15 protein-coding genes are annotated in these 16896 nt (G+C 41.8%); 11 read left to right on the top strand and 4 right to left on the bottom strand.

Annotated features, from left to right (window positions below):
• Nucleotides 1–114 precede the first annotated feature (114 nt).
• The 5 genes from SAE01_RS21995 to SAE01_RS21980 all read left to right on the top strand — a co-directional run bounded on the left by SAE01_RS21995 (nucleotide 115) and on the right by SAE01_RS21980 (nucleotide 3684).
• Nucleotides 115–525 carry a VOC family protein gene (locus SAE01_RS21995; RefSeq protein ID WP_147205993.1) on the top strand — a complete coding sequence of 137 codons (411 nt, stop codon included), beginning with the start codon at nucleotides 115–117 and terminating at the stop codon, nucleotides 523–525.
• Between the two features lie 541 nt (nucleotides 526–1066).
• Nucleotides 1067–1903, top strand: coding sequence for an alpha/beta hydrolase (locus SAE01_RS21990; RefSeq protein WP_147205992.1), 837 nt, complete (start codon nucleotides 1067–1069; stop codon nucleotides 1901–1903).
• Between the two features lie 161 nt (nucleotides 1904–2064).
• Nucleotides 2065–2541 carry a nuclear transport factor 2 family protein gene (locus SAE01_RS21985; RefSeq protein WP_147205991.1) on the top strand — a complete coding sequence of 159 codons (477 nt, stop codon included), beginning with the start codon at nucleotides 2065–2067 and terminating at the stop codon, nucleotides 2539–2541.
• A gap of 31 nt (nucleotides 2542–2572) precedes the next feature.
• Nucleotides 2573–2710 carry a hypothetical protein gene (locus SAE01_RS24605; protein WP_170234241.1) on the top strand — a complete coding sequence of 46 codons (138 nt, stop codon included), beginning with the start codon at nucleotides 2573–2575 and terminating at the stop codon, nucleotides 2708–2710.
• Nucleotides 2711–2949: 239 nt separating this feature from the next.
• Nucleotides 2950–3684: an alpha/beta hydrolase gene (locus SAE01_RS21980; RefSeq protein WP_147205990.1), complete on the top strand. Its 735-nt coding sequence runs from the start codon at nucleotides 2950–2952 to the stop codon at nucleotides 3682–3684.
• 95 nt (nucleotides 3685–3779) lie between these two features.
• Here the strand turns inward: SAE01_RS21980 and SAE01_RS21975 are convergent, their stop codons facing one another.
• Nucleotides 3780–4601, bottom strand: coding sequence for a winged helix-turn-helix domain-containing protein (locus SAE01_RS21975; protein ID WP_170234240.1), 822 nt, complete (start codon nucleotides 4599–4601; stop codon nucleotides 3780–3782).
• A 177-nt stretch (nucleotides 4602–4778) separates the two neighbouring features.
• On the opposite strand from SAE01_RS21975, the gene SAE01_RS21970 reads away from it, so the two are divergent.
• A complete protein-coding gene (locus SAE01_RS21970) occupies nucleotides 4779–5897 on the top strand; it encodes a beta propeller repeat protein (protein ID WP_147205988.1) in 1119 nt (372 codons plus the stop codon).
• 137 nt (nucleotides 5898–6034) lie between these two features.
• Here SAE01_RS21970 and SAE01_RS21965 read toward each other — a convergent pair whose 3' ends face one another.
• Nucleotides 6035–6958 carry a DUF808 domain-containing protein gene (locus tag SAE01_RS21965; RefSeq protein ID WP_147205987.1) on the bottom strand — a complete coding sequence of 308 codons (924 nt, stop codon included), beginning with the start codon at nucleotides 6956–6958 and terminating at the stop codon, nucleotides 6035–6037.
• A gap of 528 nt (nucleotides 6959–7486) precedes the next feature.
• Here SAE01_RS21965 and SAE01_RS24600 point away from each other — a divergent pair.
• From SAE01_RS24600 to SAE01_RS21955, 3 genes are all read left to right on the top strand, one after another.
• Entirely contained in the window at nucleotides 7487–7660 is a 174-nt protein-coding gene (locus SAE01_RS24600) for a hypothetical protein (protein ID WP_170234239.1), read from the top strand.
• Nucleotides 7661–7838: 178 nt separating this feature from the next.
• On the top strand, nucleotides 7839–11129 hold the full coding sequence (locus SAE01_RS21960; protein WP_147205986.1) for a SusC/RagA family TonB-linked outer membrane protein: 3291 nt from the start codon (nucleotides 7839–7841) through the stop codon (nucleotides 11127–11129).
• 11 nt (nucleotides 11130–11140) lie between these two features.
• Nucleotides 11141–12514: a RagB/SusD family nutrient uptake outer membrane protein gene (locus SAE01_RS21955; RefSeq protein WP_147205985.1), complete on the top strand. Its 1374-nt coding sequence runs from the start codon at nucleotides 11141–11143 to the stop codon at nucleotides 12512–12514.
• A 716-nt stretch (nucleotides 12515–13230) separates the two neighbouring features.
• Here SAE01_RS21955 and SAE01_RS21950 read toward each other — a convergent pair.
• Nucleotides 13231–14463 carry a hypothetical protein gene (locus SAE01_RS21950; protein ID WP_147205984.1) on the bottom strand — a complete coding sequence of 411 codons (1233 nt, stop codon included), beginning with the start codon at nucleotides 14461–14463 and terminating at the stop codon, nucleotides 13231–13233.
• Between the two features lie 186 nt (nucleotides 14464–14649).
• On the opposite strand from SAE01_RS21950, the gene SAE01_RS21945 reads away from it, so the two are divergent.
• Both SAE01_RS21945 and SAE01_RS21940 read left to right on the top strand, forming a co-directional pair.
• Complete coding sequence (locus tag SAE01_RS21945; protein ID WP_147205983.1) at nucleotides 14650–15135, top strand: helix-turn-helix transcriptional regulator; 486 nt, start codon at nucleotides 14650–14652, stop codon at nucleotides 15133–15135.
• Nucleotides 15136–15241: 106 nt separating this feature from the next.
• On the top strand, nucleotides 15242–15787 hold the full coding sequence (locus SAE01_RS21940; RefSeq protein WP_147205982.1) for a DUF4199 domain-containing protein: 546 nt from the start codon (nucleotides 15242–15244) through the stop codon (nucleotides 15785–15787).
• Nucleotides 15788–15983: 196 nt separating this feature from the next.
• On the opposite strand, the gene SAE01_RS21935 is transcribed toward SAE01_RS21940, so the two are convergent.
• On the bottom strand, nucleotides 15984–16886 hold the full coding sequence (locus SAE01_RS21935; protein ID WP_147205981.1) for an NAD-dependent epimerase/dehydratase family protein: 903 nt from the start codon (nucleotides 16884–16886) through the stop codon (nucleotides 15984–15986).
• Between the last annotated feature and the right edge of the window lie 10 nt (nucleotides 16887–16896).

Raw genomic sequence — 16896 nt, 5'->3', positions numbered from 1 at the left:
ATTTTGCTTTTGTGGTTAATTGAACTGTCGTTTTAGATGCCACAACTCCATAAAACGTTTTTACGTTGGTGGCAATTTTTTCTAAAGTATAGACAGATTTTATTAAAGCATTAAATGAAACAGAGAATCTCACATATTACTTTACTAGTGAATGATTATGACGAAGCGATAAAGTTTTATATAGAAAAATTAAACTTTGAACTACTTGAAGATACCAAATTGTCCGAAGATAAAAGATGGGTTCTGGTGGCACCGACAGGCGCAAAAGAATGTTGCCTTTTATTTGCTAAGGCTGTTAATGGGGAACAAGTTGCAAGTATCGGAAATCAAGCAGGAGGTAGAGTTTTTTTATTTTTATATACAGATGATTTTTGGAGAGACTATAATAGGATGCTGGAAAGAAATATCAATTTTGTGAGACCGCCAAGAGAGGAAAAATACGGGGTGGTTGCAGTTTTTGCAGACCTGTACGGAAATCTTTGGGATTTATTACAACCGAATGAACATAACAAAGGATTAAAGTAACCACCATTCTAAGTTGAATGACGGAAGCATCTAAACAGTAAAAGGTTCTTTGGGCTCATAGCTTGTTTAGATTCTGAAATACATCTTCCCGGTTATGACATAATGCAAAATTCACGTTCAGGTTTTCAAACAGTTTTAGGTGGATGCTTTGACCTGGCATATCAAATTAAGGCACTCTGTTTTTGCAGGCATTGGATCTTTTATCACCACTTTCGTGAAACTGAAGAATAGGGTCGTAAAAGGTTGATAGTGCGGGCGAGCCCCTTTGCAGAAATTGTGGAAGTTGCATATAACAGCAATGGCAATAGCAAGGCTGGAGTGAACAACAATTGATCCTGAGATTAACTATTCATCCTTTACTTAAAGTGTAGAATAGAAATGAACTTTTAGTTGTTATCTTCATTCTGAACAACATGGATCTGCATTGGCAGCAAGCTTTGGTTTTTTTAATCCCTGCCATTACCAATGCTACCGTTGCTGGCAAATTTGAACGAGGCATTTCAACATTTACACACTATTCCCCGGACTTTTTGTTAACGATATGAAGCATTTCATAATATTCTTTATATTTCTCTCTTCACAGTCAACAGCCCAAGTCCCGAAGTTGTATAATCACATCGTCAATGATGTGCAATTAATACATTCGCGGGTGCTAAATCAAGATCGCCAGATATACATTCATGTTCCAAAACTTGATTCTGCGGATGTAAACAGACCATTGCCCGTGTTGTATCTCTTAGATGGGGAAAATCATTTTCACATCCTTTCTGCATATATTGAATATTTAAGGCATTGGCAGGTTATTCCTCCAATGATAGTAGTAGGCATTGTTAGTGTGGACCGTGTAAAAGACCTCACTCCTATTAAAACCCTAATCAACTTTGACGGTAAAGTTGACTCTAACTATAAGACATCTGGTGGCAATGAGCAGTTTTTAAACTTTATTCAACAGGAATTGATGCCTTACATGGAGGCTAACTATAAAACAAGCGCTTTCAAAATATTTGCCGGTCATTCGTTCGGTGGTCTTACAGCTATTAACTGCATGCTTAGGCGGCCTGATATGTTTGATGCTTATATTGCCATAAGCCCTTCGCTATATTTTGGTAATAAATATGTTTTACGATTGGCAGAACAAAAACTACCAAAACTGCCTATGAAGGAAAAAAAACTATTCTATAGCGTAGGGAATGAAGACGGCAATTTTCGAAACGATTTGTTGAAATTTGATAAACTGGTAAAACAGAATAGTTTGAAAACATTTGAACACGAGTACAAATATTATCCTTCTGAAGACCACATGACAGAACCAATTCCTGCATATTATGATGCGCTACGATTTGTTTACAAAAATTGGAAATACGATAAAACAAAGTGATGTGATTGCTATAAGTGGGAATTAGAAAACTTAAAAAAACTCCGCCAAAAGGTTGTTTACGCAAGAGTGGCAGGAGGTTATAAATTAGGCGGACGAATAAACGTTGTGCGTCAAATGACGAAACCTTGTAGTTATTTTTTTCTCACCAAAACCAAAAAATAATGAAAAAATATTTAAAAACATTTTTATCACTTGGCTTGTGTCTTTCGTTTTCCTATTCATTCAGCCAAGCAAAGGCCGATACTGCGAAAGCCAACAAAGAAGCCCTCACTACATTTAATGACTATCTCGCTGCGTACAAGGAAAACGATATGTCCAAGGCAATAAGCTATTTTTCCAATTCTAAAGACTTCTTAATATTAACAAATGGCAAGGCAGCGAACTATGAGGAATTTACGGCCAGCGCAAGGACATTTTCTTCACAAATTAAGAAACACGTTCTTCGCTACGACACCATTTATATACGAAACATAGACCCGAATGCGGTATTGATAATGGGACCTCTTCATGAAAGTGTAACAGATACAAACGACAGGCAGTTTGAATTAGACGTTACAGCGTCAATTTTGATGTTGAAAAGAGAGGGTCAGTGGAAAATCACCTATGTTACACAAGTTGTCCAACTCAAATCAAATTGATACAGGAAGGAAAACCTTTACAAATCAATGAATGCACAATCCAGTAGAAAGACTTACGCTTGTAAGGGATGAGTTGCGCCTTTCATTCATGTTAGATGTCGTAATGGTGTTCCTCGGTGCATTAATGCCTCCAACCATCTTGCAGCTTATTAATGCTTGGGTTAACTAATCCGCGCACATAAGAGAACATGCTCTCTTTGGCTTCTTATTTCTAAGAACTATATTTACGAGTCACGACGCACAACAGTGCGTTCATAACATCCGGGCTCGACGTCAAGCGTCCAGCTATAAGTGACTATTTTGCTTGGTTGTTTTGTTGAAACTGACAGTTTTTCAATACCACAACTTCATAAACCCTTTACCGTCGGCAGCAAGAGAAGTGTCACTCTTTGAAATCTACCTAATGAAATGATAACTAAAAAATGGACAATTAAAAAAATTATCACAACAGTTTGGATTACAGGAGGAGTGATTTTTACAGCTTGGTTGATTTATTGTTATCAACCACACGGCGTTGGCATAACATTCTTTCAAAATAGTGAAAGAACGAAGGTTGAAGACAATAAGGACTTTTATTTGTTTACGCCGAGCACAGCGTTTAAAGAAGTGTTGATTTTCTATCCAGGAGCAATGGTTGACCCGAAAGCCTATGTACCACTTTGTAGAAAAATAGCTGACCGTAACATAAAAGTGTACCTGATAAAAATGCCGTGGCGGCTTGCCTCAAAGGGCTATAACAAACCAAAAGAATTGCACTTGTTTGATGACACAACCCAAACCTATATTCTATCAGGACATTCACAAGGGGCAAAAATGGCAGCTCAATTTGTTTATGAAAATCCAGCTTTAGTAGACAAGTTGCTTCTAATAGCAACAACTCACCCAAGAGATATATCCCTTGTTGGTAGCAAAATACCCGTCATGAAGATATTCGGTTCAGATGATGGGGTTGCAGACGAAAAAACGATAATGGACAACAAGATGAAACTACCTCGAACAACGAATTTTATACGGATACAAGGAGGAAATCATGGACAATTTGGTTATTACGGTTTTCAGTTAGGCGACAACAAAGCAAAGATTAGCAGAGAACAACAACTAAAAGAGACCTTGCAATATGTGATAGAATTTATAAAGCGCTAAACCAAACTTACCTGCTGCTATCAATGTGTTGGCAAATTGCGCTTGAAGGCCAAATTCCTGTAAATCTAATCAGGCAACTGATTTTTAGCTGGTATCTACTCAATAATAAATTTGTAACCCCTGCCAGGTACGTTAATAAATTTAATGGAGCTGTCGTCGCTTAATTTCTTACGTAACTTAGACACCAATACATCAACATTTCTACTGATGACAACGATGCCTTTATCTTCCCAAATCTCTTTCATCAATTTGTCCCTTTCTACGATCTGATTTATATTTTCTGCAAATATTTTTAGCGCTTCTGTTTCTTTTTCCGAAAGTGTAATGTTGTTATTCTCAATTTTTAGAACATTATTATCCGGGTAGAATTGAAACCTTCCTAATTGTATGTAGTCGTTATTATTGGAAATTGGTTCTTTCAATTCTTTTTTACGATACTTGTCTTTCAAATAAAAACCGAAAAAACTCAAAGGAATCAATAGGGTCAACCAAAAAAAATTAAAGTTATTTTTCTTCACAAGATCAATTTCAATAACATAACATCCAACTTCCAGCTTACGACCTCTGCAAGGTGTTAAATCGCCTGTTTGGCTATTTATCTCAAATGCAAAGACAGTTTCATTTTGTTTACACTTCCTTAAGTTCACTATATAGTCGTTTGCTAGGGCGTTTTTCTGAAATGTTCGTTGAACTAAATTGATAAGTGAATCGGAGATAAAACCAAAGTTATTTTGGAAGGAGATCTGGTAGGTAGTTTCATTTAATTTCTTAACCGGCAGTACCCGGGATGAAGAATCTTTAGCTGAAAGCAAAAGCTGATGTCCTATATCACGCAATACAATTTCTACATGCTTCTCAGGAACTTCATCCTTTTTATTTATAAATGCAACAGCAGCAATCAAAATAACAATCATCATGATTGAAGATCTAACCAAAGTCAACGGCTTCATGTATGCAAAATAATCCATTAACCTGCAATAAGGTGGTTTTACAAACGTTTTACGCATCCTTTACAAGTTTTTACTACTAAAAAACTTGAAAGTAGTTGAGGCCTGATAGCTTTGCTCTATTGTTTCACCAAATCATTTATTGCCATGACAATCTATAACCTTGCTTTTCTGCTCCTTTTTCCATTCTCATTTTGCTCTGATCGGTCGCTGCAGTTGCCACAGTCTTTTGCCAAGCCGGATGATCAGCAAAATCAAAAAAGAGATAAGACGGGAGCTGCAAACATCGTTTTTAAATCTACGGATGGCGGACAAACATGGCAGGACATTAGCGACGGGTTGCCCATACCTTTAAAGGATGACGCTACCGGTGGCAGAGATGTTTTTTTTGCAGATGATAACGGGCTCTGGTTTACTGACGCAAATGGGATATATCACAGTAAACCAGATTTTAAAGGTCCTTTTTGGGAGAAAGAAATCTTCACCAACGAACAGACTAGTATTGCCCCTGGCAAGGCTGGGATATTTGCATACAATTACCATGGTGGTGGAATTTTCCAAAAAATAAACGGAACGGGTGTATGGTCGCCGGTATTTACAAACTTCCCGGCGAAACGAGTATTGAGCATTTCTGAAACTGCCGGAGGCACCATTTTTATCGGCTCCGACAGAGGTCTTTTTAAATCCACTAACAGTGGAAAATCCTGGAAACAACTGCATGCCCCAACCGGGGGCAAAATAGTAGAATCAAATGGGGTACTCCTTGCGGGCTGCCAGCAAGGGATAGTAAGATCGACCGATGAAGGTGAAAGCTGGGCCCTGGTGATAAGTGAAGGGGGCGTGGGCATTAATATAGAACGCATTGAAGGTGGTTTCGCTGCTATTAACTACAGCACCGTTGCAAACACCCGGAGAATACGAACATCTTACGACGGCGGCAACACCTGGCAGGCAATTGATGCAGGATTTCCGGGGCAAGCTATTATTGAGTCACCGTGGCTGCCCATTAACGCCGCTCATCGCCAGCAGGGCGCGTCCGATTCAAGTTGGCGTCCTAAAGAAGCCACCCCTCTGGTGCCAGAGTACAAAACTTCAGTTATCCAGGCTGGTAAAAACTTTTTTTGTGGTCATACCGACGGCATCTATAAGTCTTCAGACAAGGGAAAAACATGGAAACTCGTACATCCTTCCATAAAAGGGAAGATGTTCATATTATCTGTTTCCGGCAACGTGATTTATGCCCTGCAGACGGAATCACACTGTTAAACCCACCCGGTAGTAAAAGATAAATAGGACAGGCTGCAGTACCGTTACTAAGATATCGCATATCTATAGCCAATATTTTTAAGATGAAACTATCCTTAAACAGGTTATAGAAGGTGAAAAGGCAAGGTGCTTATCCCTTATTTTTTGATACGAAATACCTTCTTTAGTAGCACCACAATTTTCTCAACAACAAAGCCGATAATTAACCCGGCAACAGCACAGGTCAGCGCTTTTGCAAACCAAGCCAAAGCCGGCACCTGGTGCAAGGCATGTTCGAGTTCGTGCAGTAAATGACTGGTAAACGGAATGCCGTGGGCAATGATTTCGGCACCCACCCAAAGCATGGCTGCCGTACCAACATAACCTAAAATACTGAGGAAGTGCGGCATAAATTTTACAATGCCACGACCGAGTTTTTGGGTAGCAGGGCCGTATTTAACACTTGTAAAGTGTACACCGACATCGTCCGCTTTAACAATTAACCCAACAAACCCATAGACGGCCACTGTGATAAAAACAGCTACGGCCAGCATTACTACGATTTGGTTAACGATCGGCTGATCAGTTACCTGGCTATAAGCAATGGCTATAATTTCTGCTGACAAAATGATATCGGTGCGAACAGCACTCGTCACTCGTTCCTTTTCCAGTTCCTCTGGCGTAATAACTTTTACCGCCTCACTTTCGGGCTGCACATGGTGGTGCTTGCTAAATAGAGAATGCACCTTTTCGTAACCTTCGAAACATAAATAAGCACCTCCCAACATCAAAATAGGCGTAATCGCCCAAGGGGCAAAATACCCTAGTAACAAGGCCGCCGGACTTAGAATGAGTAATTTATTAATCAGCGATTTTTTGGCGATCTGGAAAATAATGGAAAGCTCACGCGATGGATCCAACACCACGACGTACTTAGGTGTAACCGCCGTATCGTCAATCACAATGCCCGAAACTTTTCCGGTCGTTTTGGCTACTTGGGTTGGCACATCGTCTAAACTCGCAGCACTTGCTTTTACCAAAGCACCAATATCATCTAACAAAGCAAAAAATCCTGAAGGCATATTTTGTAAGTCGCTGGACTATTTCTATTTTAAAAAATGCTGTACTCTTTTCTTGTCCTTATCGGGCAGCAAGTTAGAGATAGCTTTTTGATTAACAAGTCGTTTAGCTAATACAGAATAACTTAAGTAATCTTTAGCATCGTACTAAAAAGCTAGAAAACGAAGATGGAGCTTCGTTGAAGCAGGTCAGTTGCTTGCTTCTCTTGAGAACCAAAACTAAAAGCGAGTACAGTTTGAACGTTTCTGGCGAGGATTTCGAGTAAATGGATATAAGAAGGGGATTGACAAACAAAATGCGGGTGACGGAGATTGCTAAAATTGCGGCTCACTTATTATCTTTTACGTACAAAAACATAATCAACGGTAGGAGGAAACACCATTTTCCAGAATCCGCCAATTCATCGGTTAGCTGCGTTTTCCTTGATTCGTACCAGAGAAATTCTACTTCAAAACCTATTCAATGAAAAATATTTTAAAGGTTCTTTTTACGGCAGAACAAGGCGAGTTAAGATATTATTTAAAGGAAAATTGGAAAAGAAAGAAAACAGCTTACAGGCAACATTATGGAGAAAAGATTTTCTAAATATTGTCAATTACAAATATGGGAATAGTGAGAATGAACTTGTAGCCGACGAAGTTTTTACAGGCAAACCTGAAGACCATCATAGTATTTGGGTTTTTGCCAGAGAAATTCAAAAGTAGAATCACACTTCACATTTAGGGAGCCTGGCAAATACAGAAAAACTTTGCTCCCGGTGCAGCTTTGCCGAGTTTTGTAATTCTTCCAGAACAGCAAAATGAATTAATTTTCGCAATGAAACAGGACAATAATCTCCTGTGTTACCAATAGAAATTTAAAAACCATCAGAAATTAATGCTTATGAAGATCAGGAAACTTTACACGTTCCTTCTGCTAATGCTCTTTGTTGTCTTTGCTAATGCACAAGATAATACCGCTTCAGTAAACGGTGTAGTAAAAGACGAGAAAGGCGCTCCACTTGAAGGAGTGACTGTGCAGGCAATTAACGCTTCCACTAAATCTACTTCCGGTACCCAAACAAATTCATCCGGTACTTTCAGCTTTCAACGACTGCCAGTCGGAACTTACAGTTTTACATTTAGTATGATTGGCCTAAGAACCCAGAGCAGCTCCCGTTACTCCTTAAAAGCGGGTGAAACGACTACTGTAAACGCAACCCTGGCGGACTCATCGCAGTTGCTCGACCAGGTTACCGTTGTCGGATATGGTAGTCAGCGCAGGAGGGATGTTACTACAGCGGTGGTAGGCATGCGGGCAAAGGATATGGAAAATCAACCGGTCAATAATGTGGCTGAAGCCATGGTTGGAAAAATGACTGGTGTGCAGGTTGTGCAGGGTAGTGGACAGCCTGGTACACCCTTATCCATTAAGGTTAGAGGTGTGGGAACAATTACGGCTGGTACGGAGCCGCTGTACGTGATAGATAATGTGCCTACTTCAGCAAACAATCTTAATACGCTGAATACGTACGATATCGAGTCTATAGAAGTGTTGAAAGACGCATCCTCAGCAGCAATCTATGGATCCCGGGGATCGAACGGGGTGGTGATTATCACTACAAAGCAAGGCAAGAGAGGAGCGCCGGTTGTATCTGTAAACACAATGGTGGGTGTACAAAGTGTGGCGCATAAAATTGATATGCTCGACGCTTATGGATACGCATCCCTGGTGAGGGATGCAAGAAACAATGCCTACTCAGATCAAATGGTGTCTAATAATTTGCGGCGGCAGGCAACGGGATTAGCTCCCGTCAATTTCACACTAAATGACGACAATCCTACAAGGTTGATCAACACTGCTAATAACACAAATACCATTATTCCGGTTGAAGTACTTCCTTATCTAAATGGAACTCCCGGTCTTGTAAATACAGACTGGCAGAACGAAATCTACAGGAAAGCTTTAATGCAGGATCATTCAGTATCGGTGTCTGGCGGCTCAGATAATTTACGTTACTATACTTCGCTGGAGTTTTTGAACCAGGACGGCATTATTATCAATACCAATTTTAAGCGTTACGGTGCTCGCATAAACCTCGATGGTAACAAAGGCATTTTTAAGTTCGGACTAAATTTTAATCCATCTGCTACCACTGAAAAAAGGGTAAACAGCGACGGTACCTATGCCAGCCCTGAAGGTGGTGGTGTGGTTGCATCCGCTTTGCATTACTCGCCGATCTGGCCGGTTTATAATCCTGATGGGTCTTATAGCTTTGCCGAAAACTCCTGGAATGGCGACGCAAAAACAACCCTTCCTAATGGCACTGTCGTTAGTGGAAATAACCAGACACAGGCATGGAACCCGGTAGCACTTGCAACTATGCAAAAGTTCAATGTAAACTCTATCCGAATGCTTGGGAACATTTTCGCAGAAGCGGCATTTACGCAAGATCTGAGGTACCGGATTACCGTTGGCTACGATTTGTTTAACTATCGTACCGATAAATTCAGGCCTTCTAACATTCCTGTGGCGAATACAGCAGGTAACCCAGAGTCGGTTGCAACAGGTTCATCAGAAACAGGCAATTCTCTAAACTGGCTGGTTGAACAAACTTTGACTTACAACAAAAAAATTAAGGAACATACTTTCTCATTACTGGGTGGATGGTCTATTCAAAAAGATGATGCGAAAAGCAATTACGCATTTGCTTCTTCCGGGTTCATCAGCAACCAGATCCCGACCTTAAATGCAGGAATTGTTACGGCAGGAAATTCTTTTCAAAGTCAATGGACTCTAGCGTCCGGAATAGCCAGGATCCAATATAATTATATGGGAAGATATTTGCTTACTGCCTCGATGAGAGCTGATGGGTCGTCGAAGTTTGGAAGCAACAATCGCTGGGGTTATTTTCCTTCTGTATCTGCAGGCTGGAGGTTATCTGATGAAGCATTCCTTAAGGACTCAAAGGTTTTTTCAGATTTGAAATTAAGAGCCAGCTATGGTCTGACGGGAAATTTCAAAATACCTAACTATGGGGCCTTAGGTTCATTATCGTACTATGCGTATGTATTTGGGGGAAGCACACCTGGTTCTGTAAATGGGGCAGCACCAAGCAGCCAGCCTAATCCGAATTTGAGTTGGGAGAAAACAGCACAGGCGAACCTGGGGCTCGATGGTGGATTGTTCGACAACAACCTGACTTTCTCATTTGATTACTATAATAGCAATACCACCGACCTGCTGCTAAATGTTCCCGTTCCACTTTCAACTGGCTTTAGTACTGAACTGGTGAACATCGGCAAAGTAAACAACAAAGGGTTTGAAGTGACCCTGGGAACAAGACAAAGACTTGGCAGCCTAACCTGGAATGCATCTGCAAACTTTTCTACGAACAAAAACAAAGTCGTCGAACTGGGTCCGGGCAACGCCGATATTATTAATACAGGTTCTGTAGCAAACGCCTACTTTATCACCCGGGTGGGGCAGCCAATAGGTTCTTACTTTTTGCCGAAACAAGACGGTGTGTTTAAGACACAGGCAGAAGTAAACGGCTATCCTCATTTTATTGATGCGGCAAGCAACTATGATCTGGCAACTTCAAAGCCGGGTGACTTTAAGTTTGTAGATGCAGATGGTGATAAAGTCATTGATCTCACTAAAGACCGCGTCATCGTTGGAAGCTATCAACCAAAATACACTTATGGCTTTGCGACAGATCTTGCCTGGAAAGGTTTTGACCTCGGGGCTTCTTTACAAGGAGTATACGGAAACAAAATTCTTAACCTGGCTCGCAGGTATTTTTATAATCACGAAGGAAACATGAATAATTATGCAGGCGCAGTTAACCGGTGGAAGTCAGAATCCGATCCTGGAAGTGGCCAAAATGTGAGGGCTAACAGGGTTGGTAAAGGACAAAACGGTATTACTTCTTCATGGCATGTGGAGGATGGAAGTTACCTGAGGATTAGAAATATTACTCTGGGCTATTCCCTGCGTGGAAACAGGTTACAAAGTATGGGCATGACCAGGGCAAGGCTTTATGTGAGTTTACAAAATCCGTTCACTTTTACTAAATACCTCGGCTACAATCCAGAAGTTTCCAATCGTACAGCTACTACAACAGCCGGTGAAGATTATGGTGTTTACCCGACTTCGAAAACTGTTTCTGTAGGCATTAATGTTACCCTATAAAATTTCAAGTAATGAAAAATTACAAAAGCTATATATTATTCTTTACCGCCTCAGCTATTATGCTGGGCTCATGCAAAAAATTCCTGGACTTAAAGCCCATTGACTCACCAACCGAAAACAACTTTTACGTAGATGAAAAAGGTCTCCAGGGAGGATTGACGGCTTGCTATGACGCGCTGCAGGATCTTGGCCTTTATGGAAGGAACCTCATTTCCCTCAGTGAAATTCGCAGCGACAACATGGAAGATAACGACCAGGGCGCTAGTGGCGGAGTGCGTTACCAACTTGAGTCTTTTTCTGAAAGACCCGATAATACGCTGGTAACAGAAACGTGGCTCGCCCATTTCAAAGCCATCTATCGCTGCAACGTAGTCTTGAACAGAGCGCCTGAAATAACGATGGATTCCATTAGAAAGAAGCAAATTATTGGAGAGGCTTCATTTCTTCGCGCATTGAATTATTTCAATGCCACGAGGCTATGGGGCAAGCTTCCACTGATTACTAAGCCACAAGCAAGTGCCGATGCAAGAAGTAATACAAGGGCCGATACTACGGCTATTTATGCCCAGATCATTTCAGATCTTACTCTTGCTGTTAATAGTTTACCAACCACCTGGCCCGATGCCCAACGCGGCAGGGCTACCAGCTATGCAGCAAGGGGTTTGTTGGCGAAGGTTTACTTGTACCAGAAAAAGTGGGATCTAGTCGTATCTACTATTCAGCCGCTGGTTGATGCCATCACTGCCGGAACAGTAGTGTCGCTGGTACCACAACCCCTCACCTTTCCAAATGCGATGAAGACCAGCAAAGACGTGCTTTTTGCTGCAAGGTTTCTCCTCGGTGGTGTTGGCGAATCGGCTAACCAGGACAACCGGTTTAGAAATGTAGGAGGCAATAATGCGATCATCCTGCCGCAATCACTATTCGAGCCCAATGATAATAGGAAAGCGCTGGTTGCTCCAACGCCGGCGAGCGGAGAAAGGCCGGTCAAATTCAATGGACCTGCAGTTAATAATGAAACGAGCATGGACATACCCATTGTTCGTTGCGCTGAAGCCATGCTGATTTATGCCGAAGCACTCAATGAAATCAGTTATCCAAATACAGCCGCATTAATGGCCCTTAATGCGGTACGAACCAACGCCGGCCTTACGCCGCTTACAACAGCTACATTAACGAGCCAGGCTAGTTTCCGAACTGCGGTGTATAAAGAGAGGAGGCTTGAACTTGCATTAGAATTAGATCGGTGGTTCGATATCGTTCGTACCGGCCAAATGCCCGCTATATTTCCACTCGTAAATAATTTTAGAAGATATTACCCCATTCCGCAGACGGAAATACAAAATATTACCAACCAGTCAGGGTGGCAGAATGAAGGGTATTAAGCCCGGAACGATGTTAGGCTGAGCTTGTCGAAGCCTCTGCAATCGATTATGAATAACAAAAGCTACTTCGGTAGCTTTTGTTATTTTAGGTCGGAGGCAGGGTTTCAATTAAGCATTGTGGAGTTACGAGGGAGCAAGGGTCAACAACTTGTACCGCGGTCGTAGTTGTCTTGGAGCGGCAGCGCTGCAAGGAATACCCGCACGGGCAGAGAGGTGGAGGGTGTTAAAACATGTGAATAACAGCAAATGAGTTAAAAAATAAGGTTTTACAGTATAGACGAAGAGCGTCCGTCAAACTACAAGCAACTTTCTTTATTTAAATTTTTTTATAACCAGGTGAAGCCGCTCCGGGGAAAGACTAATAGTTTTCATAGCAAAACTTCCCATTTGCATCTACGACCCGGCTCTCCGTAGTGTTCCGCAGGACAACTACGGAGGCAAATGGAAATCCAGACTGTGTCGGTATTTGAAAAATAAACGCTATTGGCATTTGGGAAATTTATAAATTCTGCCACAAATGCATCAAAGCTTGAAAGACAGTTTACCGAACGTTGCCCAGTACTATATTATTTGCCCCGGCTCTCCGTAGTGTTCCGCAGGACAACTACGGAGGCAAATGGAAACCCAGACTGTGTCGGTATTTGAAAAATAAACGCTATTGGCATTTGGGAAATTTATAAATTCTGCCACAAATGCATCAAAGCTTGAAAGACAGTTTACCGAACGTTGCCCAGTACTATATTATTTGCAGTAAGTTTTGCTTTCCATTTGGGAAGTTCAGCATTCTCAACCTCCAGGGTAATAGGGTTTGGCAATGCAATGTTATCATTAGGGCGAACGGATAAAATATTACCCGGAACCACCACAAAATCCTGGCGTACCGGTTGAGGAAAAACACGATCGGTACTTACATAGCCAATGGTATTGTCTTTAATAGAATTATTGATGAAAAAAGCTGCCGGTACCTGTGCAGCATTCCACATACAGCACCCACCCCAGAAACGGTCGGAGCGGGCTCCATTGGAGTACTTACCGCTGCTGATAATTGTATTGTTGTAAAAGTGAATATCGTGCCCACCCGCGATGTTCATACCTGCGTTACAGGTGCTGATTACCTGGTTATTGTATGCATTCACAAACTGTGACATGGTTTCCATTGTGTTCGAACTTGCATCACCGTCGGCCGTTATACCGCTACCTACATAATAATTCGCGTCGAGGGGGAAAGGGTAGGCTCCCTTTATATAGTTATCATGAATAAGATACGGCTCACCGCTTTTGCCACCGCTATTATACAGGTTTATATTGTGTAGCAGGAAAGACCTGTTAGGGAGATTCTCAAACTGGTTCCAGCTAATTTCGCCGCCTACTTTCGCTACCGTATTGAACTGTATTGCCGATCTTTCTTCGCCACCTGTTAAGTCTGATTTCCTTTTGTCAGTGTTGCGTATAATGTTATATCGAATGGTTACGGTAATGACAGCATTAGCGGCCGTGTCTTTATGATCTAACAAAATACCGCCGGTGTGTTCTACAAAATTATGTTCAAAAACCAAGGTATGAGGTCGGTAGTCGTTGAGGACCCGTCCCCATTGGTCATTGAGGTTGGGAGGAAGTCCGTAAAAATTATTATGGTGAATGTTGAGGTTTGTTGCTTCAACACATTTGATCAGGTCTCCTGCTCCAACGATCAGGCAATTTGTAAGTTCTACCGGTTCAGTTGTATATATTGAGATTGCCGGTATTTTTGAGTCGGAGCTTTTGTAGTTACCCGTGTACTTTCCACCGGAGGTGATAATTAGCGGACCTTGAAAGACCGAGTCCGGCACTACTGCTACCGGCTCATCGGGCTGAACAACTTCAATCGGCAAATCTGACGTGCGTTTACACGCCCCTAGAACAACGAGCAGACCAAGACAAGCTAAGAGCGTTACGTATGTAAGTTTCATTAAAAGACGAAATTCAGCTAATATAGGGCAATAAAATGTACTGCTGATGATCTTTTTTGTTGATCAAATCTTCAAACAAATGATCTCTTCATTTTGGGTTTTTCATTCAAAAAAGGTTCAAAGTAGGAGGGCCGCATTAGCCCTCGATATCGTATATTCAATGACATTTTTTCAACTCCTACGTCCATGTTTTTGAAGTTCATTCAACGGTATAGGCACGCGCTGTTATACGGTTTTTCGATGGCGGCCGTGCTTGTATTGCTGCAGGTGGTCGAATACCGCTTTTTGCTACTTAGAAATTCTTTCGAAATTTATATTGCTACCATAGCCATCTTGTTTACTCTCCTTGGCATCTGGCTCGCCAGCAGGCTTATGCGGCCAAAAGTGAAGACGCAGATTGAAACAATTGTAGTAGAGAAAGAGGTGCACGTTGTAGCGACTCCGTCAGCGGAGGTAAACGAAGCAGAACGGGCAAAGTTGGGATTAAGTACCCGTGAACTTGAAGTGCTTGTTTTAATGGCGGATGGGCTTAGCAACCAGGAGATTGCTGAACGGCTTTTTGTTTCACTCAATACCGTGAAAACGCACACGTCGAAACTGTTTGAAAAATTAGATGTAAAGCGACGAACCCAGGCCGTTGGAAAAGCAAAGCAGCTGAATATTATAAATTGATCGTCATACTAAAGCATGAAAACCTGTTGCTGCCGCTAAATTCACCCGAAAGTATGACCCAGCTCTGTAGAATTTTAACCACTTTGCCGACGAAAAAACAAGCACCATGAAAAAAACAGTACTTACCTACGGAATTATTTCCGGCCTTATCGTGACGGCTATTATGACAACCTCTATGGTTTACTACCGCAATAACCCCGGCCGGGTATCAAATAGTAGTGCAATGGTCATCGGCTATCTTTCTATGCTGATTGCTTTTGCGCTTATTTATGTCGGCGTAAAGCGTTATCGCGACAACGAAAACGCCGGGACAATCTCTTTTGGTAAGGCATTCCGTATTGGTTTGCTCATTGCTTTAATTGCTTCAACGATGTATGTAGTTGCATGGGCACTACTGTACAACCTGTACATGCCCGACTATATGGATCGCTATGCAGAGCAAATGATAAAACACGCGGAACCGGGCACTACCGCTGTACAATTAGAAGAAACAAAAGCTGAAATGGAGAGTTATAAACAGCTTTATCGCAGCCCGTTGTATTTCACGCTGATGACTTATGCTGAGATCTTGCCGGTGGGAATGTTGGTATCAATTATCTGTGCCTTTATTCTAAAACGCAAAAAACGCGAAGCAGAGGTAGCCGTAGCATAAAGAGCACCAGTAAAAATTACTTAGCAACGCTTAGCGAACACGTAGGGGGTTAAAAGCTGCGTGCTGTACAAACAGTAAAAGGGTGCGACGCAACAATGGTAATAGTAGTAATTCAGCTCGGCCCAAAAAAACATTGCACCCTCTGTTAAGGGAAAAGTATGAGTCTGCGTTTTACTATGCTTAACAAAACTAGCCGTTAGCCCGCTTTTACGTATTTCCGCCAGTTGTGTTGTTCTTTGAATCCCAAGACTTCACGAATTTTACGATTTGAAAAAAGGGCTTCATTTTCCTCCAAATTACGGGTAAGGGGCACACCGGGAAAAAATCGTTCAGCCAATTCTTTGCTAGGTATAATGGCACCGTTGTGATCGTTTCCGGCATTGAAAATCTGAAAGCCAAGGCCATCTTTTTTTAAGCATAAGTCTACTATCTGTCCAAGATCACGGGCATCAATATAGCAGAAGGCATTTCGGCGACGCACTTCAGGGTTTTTAAAATAAGACGGAAAGAGCTCTGCGTATTCATGCGGTTCAATCACGTTGCCAATACGAAGAGCATAGATATCAAAGCCAGAGCGCCGTTGGAAGGCGCGCGCAGTTTTCTCATTTACAACCTTCGACAATCCATAGCTGTCCATGGGATCAACATCATAGTCCTCCTCCAAAGGCAGCGCATGAGGATCGGTTTTACCGTCTGAAAAACAGATGCCGTAGGTGGTCTCTGATGAAGCAATGACGATCTTTTTAATCCCAAGTTTAACTGCTGCTTCGATCACATTATATGTACTTATGGTATTGACCCGAAAAGTTTCATTATCAGGTTTGATTAAGATCCTGGGTATAGCCGCAAAATGTACTACGGCATCAAATGGTAGTACGCCATTGCCCGGCTCTAACTCATCTAACCCTGCATACGAACTCATCGCATTAAACACCTGTCCGGAATCGGTAATATCAGCTATTAGATTATCAACCCCTGGGTGATTCAAAGGAACAAGGTCTACATTCATCACTCTATGTCCCTGGTCGAGAAGGTAGGGTATCACGTGTTTCCCTGCTTTTCCCGATCCGCCCGTAAAAAGTATTCGCTGCTTTGTCATGTGTTCTCCT

Origin of the sequence: Segetibacter aerophilus, assembly GCF_007991655.1 — a bacterium.
Classification (GTDB): domain Bacteria; phylum Bacteroidota; class Bacteroidia; order Chitinophagales; family Chitinophagaceae; genus Segetibacter; species Segetibacter aerophilus.
This window is presented reverse-complemented; position numbering and strand designations above follow the sequence as displayed.

Bases quoted from the DNA above. Each gene is read 5' to 3' on its own strand.
- SAE01_RS21995 (WP_147205993.1), top strand. From the start codon at position 115: ATGAAACAGAGAATCTCACATATTACTTTACTAGTGAATGATTATGAC.
- SAE01_RS21990 (WP_147205992.1), top strand. From the start codon at position 1,067: ATGAAGCATTTCATAATATTCTTTATATTTCTCTCTTCACAGTCAACA.
- SAE01_RS21985 (WP_147205991.1), top strand. From the start codon at position 2,065: ATGAAAAAATATTTAAAAACATTTTTATCACTTGGCTTGTGTCTTTCG.
- SAE01_RS24605 (WP_170234241.1), top strand. From the start codon at position 2,573: ATGCACAATCCAGTAGAAAGACTTACGCTTGTAAGGGATGAGTTGCGC.
- SAE01_RS21980 (WP_147205990.1), top strand. From the start codon at position 2,950: ATGATAACTAAAAAATGGACAATTAAAAAAATTATCACAACAGTTTGG.
- SAE01_RS21975 (WP_170234240.1), bottom strand. From the start codon at position 4,601: ATGATGATTGTTATTTTGATTGCTGCTGTTGCATTTATAAATAAAAAG.
- SAE01_RS21970 (WP_147205988.1), top strand. From the start codon at position 4,779: ATGACAATCTATAACCTTGCTTTTCTGCTCCTTTTTCCATTCTCATTT.
- SAE01_RS21965 (WP_147205987.1), bottom strand. From the start codon at position 6,958: ATGCCTTCAGGATTTTTTGCTTTGTTAGATGATATTGGTGCTTTGGTA.
- SAE01_RS21960 (WP_147205986.1), top strand. From the start codon at position 7,839: ATGAAGATCAGGAAACTTTACACGTTCCTTCTGCTAATGCTCTTTGTT.
- SAE01_RS21955 (WP_147205985.1), top strand. From the start codon at position 11,141: ATGAAAAATTACAAAAGCTATATATTATTCTTTACCGCCTCAGCTATT.
- SAE01_RS21950 (WP_147205984.1), bottom strand. From the start codon at position 14,463: ATGAAACTTACATACGTAACGCTCTTAGCTTGTCTTGGTCTGCTCGTT.
- SAE01_RS21945 (WP_147205983.1), top strand. From the start codon at position 14,650: ATGTTTTTGAAGTTCATTCAACGGTATAGGCACGCGCTGTTATACGGT.
- SAE01_RS21940 (WP_147205982.1), top strand. From the start codon at position 15,242: ATGAAAAAAACAGTACTTACCTACGGAATTATTTCCGGCCTTATCGTG.
- SAE01_RS21935 (WP_147205981.1), bottom strand. From the start codon at position 16,886: ATGACAAAGCAGCGAATACTTTTTACGGGCGGATCGGGAAAAGCAGGG.